Source organism: Bradyrhizobium sp. LeoB3 (genome assembly GCF_055456055.1).
The window spans coordinates 1-5138 of sequence record NZ_JBVBEF010000205.1 but is presented as its reverse complement, the minus strand read 5'-3'; the positions used below and the strand labels follow the sequence as shown (position 1 = coordinate 5138).

Annotated in this window: 4 protein-coding genes; 1 reads left to right on the top strand and 3 read right to left on the bottom strand. The window is 59.4% G+C overall.

What is annotated here, in order from left to right:
• Nucleotides 1-146 precede the first annotated feature (146 nt).
• Nucleotides 147-1115 (bottom strand): DUF5131 family protein, encoded by a 969-nt coding sequence (locus ACZXDY_RS44605; RefSeq protein ID WP_464349848.1) that lies wholly within the window; start codon nucleotides 1113-1115, stop codon nucleotides 147-149.
• A 438-nt stretch (nucleotides 1116-1553) separates the two neighbouring features.
• Here ACZXDY_RS44605 and ACZXDY_RS44600 point away from each other — a divergent pair, with 438 nt between their 5' ends.
• Nucleotides 1554-1859, top strand: a complete 306-nt coding sequence (locus ACZXDY_RS44600; protein WP_464349847.1) for a hypothetical protein — start codon at nucleotides 1554-1556, stop codon at nucleotides 1857-1859.
• 180 nt (nucleotides 1860-2039) lie between these two features.
• On the opposite strand, the gene ACZXDY_RS44595 is transcribed toward ACZXDY_RS44600, so the two are convergent.
• The gene (locus ACZXDY_RS44595) at nucleotides 2040-2339 is read right to left on the bottom strand and encodes a hypothetical protein (protein ID WP_464349846.1); all 300 of its coding nucleotides are present in this window, start codon (nucleotides 2337-2339) and stop codon (nucleotides 2040-2042) included.
• Between the two features lie 1750 nt (nucleotides 2340-4089).
• On the bottom strand, nucleotides 4090-5138 hold a 1049-nt coding region (locus ACZXDY_RS44590), incomplete at its 5' end, for a recombinase family protein (protein WP_464349845.1).

The window sequence follows — 5138 nt, the reverse complement described above, 5'->3', positions numbered from 1 at the left end:
CCGGCAAAGCGCTCGGTCTCGTCGAGGCTGGCGCCAGATACATTGAACTACTTCAACCTTTTTCAACGGAATCGGCCCTTGGCGGCCGTTTGCGCGGGCGCAGGGACGATCTGGAGCTCGAGCCGGTTGCATGCTTCGATGTGCTGTCACGCCTCCGAGAACCAGTCGATCGGCACCTCCAGGTCGAACAGGTCCGACATGGACTGAACGAAGACGCGACGCCGCAAGCCGCAATGCTTCGGCAGGAAACCGCTGCACGCGTCCGCGGCCCACCATGAATAGTCATTGTCGAGACGATGGATCAGCGCGACCGCGCTCTTGATGTTGCGGCGAGGGGCACCATCCCCCCAAATGTTGGCGCCCGTTCGCTTGGCCCACGCTTCCGCATAGCAGTGATCGCAACCAGGTCCGACCTTCGCGCAACCCCACCAGAAATTCACGGTGGCATCGGTCCACTCGATCGCGGAGTTAGCGGCCATTGGCGCGCGTCTCCTTCTCCTCGTTGAGCGCGACCCATGCTTCGCGCACAGCAGTGACAGTGTCGCGCCGACGATCATCAGCCACGGCGAGCCTGCATCGCCATCGGTCGCGCGATAGGCCTCTATCGCGGTAATCATCGCCATCGCCGCGCGCGTGGTGCGGACGCCTTCCGCGCGCAATGTGTCAGCATGCCGAATGTCGGCCGCGAGCGCGCCGAAGTTGCGCGGCGGGGCATTGCCCCTCAGCGTCACTGCATTCTCGGCACAGATGATCAGGTCGGTCAGCACCTGGGAGAGCGGTCTCATGAGCGCTGTGCTCCGACGGCGGGGCTCATGGCTCTCGTTCCGGATCAGCTCGACCAGGGCGCTCATCACGTCACGCCAGCTGTCGATGCGCGCCTCGCCCTCGGCATTCGCCGTGCCCATCATCGCCTGGGCGAGTAGCCGCGCCGGATCGAGGATCGCCTTCGCGGCGCGGTCCTCGCCGACGGCGATCAGCAGCTCACCCATTACTACTTGCGCGTTGTGTGCCAGCAGCTCGCGATCGTTACGATGATCGAGATAGGCGGTCGCATGCGCCACCACCTTCGCGGCGACGAAATTGGCGTGCTCGGCCATTGTGAAATCGGAAGGCATGGCGGCGCCTCCGGAGAGAGTTGCCGGCGCCGGCGTCGCCCGAGCGGACGGAGGGCCGGCCGGCGCCGGCATCCGATCGGAGGGCAACTCGATCGGAACGGGGAGGCACGGACAGCCGCGCGATCTGCTCGAGCTGCTCGCGCGAAAAACCCGGCATGTCGCCGAAGGGATGGAAATAAGGGTCGACCGGCTGGGCGCGGCGCCGGCCGACCAGCACCGCGGACGCGAGACCAAACGCGGTGAAGACCATCAGGGTGGCGATGACGAATTTGAGGAGCAGAATGGTGATCACTTACCGGTTCATATCTGGGCTAAGCCAGCGAATCGGCTGCAATCCCGAACGGGACCCTCACCGGCCTGGCTTCGCTGACGGCATCACTGCCAAGCTGACACGCTTGACGGTGCGCTTTCACGCACTGCACTCCACAGGAGATAGAATTGAACGACGACCAGATACTCAAAGTCATAAACATCACGTCCGGCGGCGCGATGCGCGCAGTCTTGACGGCGCAGGTAACGATGCTGGCGAGCTTAATGATCACGCTTGCAGAAAAGAATCTGCTGGCGCCTGCGGATGTGTCGGCTTTCGCCATGCGAACTGCGGATATGCTTTCGCAAACTTTGCAGCTGGGCAATGAGGGCTTCACGAAAGAAGTCAACGACGCCCTCCAGTTTCTCGTGGATGAACTTCTGAGGATGTCTGAGCACGGCATTCCCGGTGCACCTTCTCAATCTCGGCACTAAGCCCATCGGTTAGGCGACACGCGAGTACCTCCACTCCTAAGGCGGGAACGAATAAGCCCTCGCCGGACAACGGCGCGCCGCGGACAAGCCCGAGCGCTGGCAGCGTCTCAGTGCCGCGTGGCCGCACCGCTGCGAGCGGCACCAGCGCGAAGAGATTGAAGAAGCGACGGCGAGACAGCGTCATCGCCCGCCTCCTGTGGATGACACGCCGGATGAGCCTTGCGACTCACCCGGCGCGCTGTCTCCGATCGAAGGTTCTACGCAAGCATCGGAGATTTCAGAATGTCCAAACGCCTGTTCGACGATCACAGCATCAAAATTCCCTGCCCGAAGTGCAGCCGCAAGACGGCCGAGACCATCGCTTGGATACGCGCGAATGATCGTTTCACCTGCGCCGGCTGCGGCGTCGACGTCACTCTTGAGCGCGATAAGCTGCTCGCCGGACTCGATCAGGCGAAGCAAGAGCCTGGACAAATTCAAGGCCGCGCTCTCCCACCTCGGCAAGAAGTAAGCCGATCTCGGAAACGGCTGCCTGGAGCGACGCCGTGTCCATGGATAAGGTCAGCGGCGCACTCATTCGAACACCACGGCTTCCGCGGCCTTCAGCGCCTGCGCGCCGCGTCGATGTCGAGCTGCTTGCGACTATCGCACATTGTGGATTGATGCCTCGCAGTTGAGCCCATCAAGGATGGGCATTTGCGTCGTCCGAACAGGCGGACGGGTTTCCGCTTGCGCGGATGCATGCACGGTAGAGCCACGGCTCATATAGCTGCCCTTCCAGAGTCCTTGGCCCGCACGCTCAGCTTCGCCCCGAGCTTCGTATTGCGGCCAATCCAGCGCGAGACCGTTGCGTCCAAGGCATTCCCCAAGATCCCTGCCCGCAACCGAACACATCGCGACCGTGCTGCCATACCGGTCGAGGCTGAGAGGAACACAGTTGACGTTGCGCTGGCCAAGGTAGGCGTCGAGGTCGTGCGCAGCGTTCGAACCACAGCGGTACTGTGAACTGTCCTCATCGCCACATAGCTGAGGGCCCTACACGGGCTTCATCGAGCCGGCACTGCCCACACGGATTCACGAGATCAAGTTTGACGGCTACGGCATTTTTAATAGTATCGTGGAAGTAGTGTTTATGAGTGGTTGTAATGAGATCTCAGCCGAGGCCCTAGCTAAGCGGGTCGAGGTGATGATGCACCGTATGGTCCAACTTTATATTCTTCGCAAAATGATACGTGAAGCTGAGGCAACCCTGCTTGCGCAACGAGCTAAACAGGTGAGACCGCCGGGCCTCAGGCTGCGACGGTACCGCTCGCCGTGCGTGCGTCCTCAGGTCGGCTTGAGCATCCGCACGATAGCGGTCTCTTCCTCGGACTGATGCGAGTCTTGACCGCCGTCAGCGGGTTCTAATTGCGGGCGGCGCCAAAGCCGATCGCCAGGCGCGCAATACGTCAAGGCCGCGGCAACAATCCCGTTGAAAGCGAGCCACCCCGCAATGACAGCGAAATAGACTACAGCGTCACCCATGCGGACCACCTCCGAACGGTCTATCGCGAAGACAGATCGCCGCTGCGTTTCCCCCATGGTGATCACAGAGAAATTAAGCTGTAATTAAACGGTCCCAGATGGTGCGCGCTCCTTTACTCGGACGATGATTGATCGGACGGGTACCCTGACACTTCGGTCAGCAGTGCTTGTATTGCTCGTTGAGCGGATAAAAACTGATGGTTGCGGTATCGAGAGCAGCCTTTCTCACTGAAGCAGATTGTCCGTCGCGCGACCTTGCCAGTCGGCAGCAAGAAATAGTCCAACGGTGTCCTGTTCGTTTCGTCCAGCCGAATGGCAAGAATGAACCCGTCAGGCAAGCGAGCGCCATGCCGAACGGTCCAAATCGGTTTTCTACCCTTCGCACGCCAGTAGCGCGCGACCCGAAACGAGATGGCAGTCTCTTCGTTTACCACTAACGTCCCGTGCTCCCTCAAGGCTGATCTCCAATTCGCCCTGTCGAGGGCATCGACAACCTGAGTTCGCAAATCAGTGATCAGCTCAGCACAGGCTTCGCGTGTTCCCAGATAGCTGCAATCGATCGTGGCTTCATAGCCGATAAGTCTGTAGGCTGTCCGTATGCTCCCAAACCGCAATTGGTACTCCGATGAGCAAGGCAGGCCTACCGCCTCATCAATAATCCGTCCGGTGAGTTTTCCTTGCCTCTTTAGCAGCAACCGCAACCGCTTCAGCATTTCCTCGCTGGACAGCCTGTTGTAATGATCACGTAACCTTTGTGGGCTCGCCAAAAGAGGGCCGGCTCCACGATTTGAGGAAGGGCGCCTTCGCTCCTGATCCACCGATCGGGGGGATTTAGCTTCTGAGGCTGGCCAAGGTGAAAGGTTTTTCGGTTATAAACGACGTTTCCGATATAGCTTTCGTTCTGCAGCAAGTAATGGATGGCCGACGTGGTCCACTGCCTTCCATATAATGTGAGTAGGCGATCCTTGTTCAGTTGCCGAACGATCTCAACCTGAGACCATTTTGCTACTGCGAACCGCCTGAAGATTTCCCGAACGATCTCCTGCTCATGTTCCGGTCCTGGTCTAAGAATAACGTGATCGGTCTGCAGGTACTTGCGCTCACCGGCTTGCAAGAAGCCCCGTGAGTGTCCGTTCTCATCAACAAGCTCCCGCCGCAATCCATAGCCTGGTCTTCCCCCCGCTCGAAACCCCAATCGCGATAGTCTACAGGCGCCATCCAGAACCTTCGCCGACAGCTCACGGCTGTACTCCGCGGCCATCACCCGCTTCAGGTTCTTTATGATGCTCGACAGTAGGCTCCCATCGTTGTCGAACTGCTCCGCGCAATAAACGACCTTGATGCCGGCTTGCTTGCACAGGAACTCGTAGTGTGCGCTTTCGTCAATGTCCTGGAAGCGTCCCCATCGGCTGACGTCATAGACGAGAAGATGATCGAAGTTGGCCTGCCCTGAGCGAACATCCTCAATCAGGCTAGCCAGTCCGGATCTGTTCGTAATCTTTAGACCACTCTCTCCTTCGTCCGAGTAGGTGCGGATGATAGTTAGGTTGTGCGCACGCGCGTAGGCTGCGATGGCAGCAGCTTGGTTTTGGATGGAATAGCTCTGTTTATCCGTTGACATACGGACATACTGCGCTGCAAGAAGGCGTCTTTGAACATTCGCCACACGGGTATTCCGGGTAAGCGTCGTTCCGCTCCCACCTTCTCGCGGCACACGAGATAGGCGAGTTTCACGATCTCTTTGAAGGGATCGAC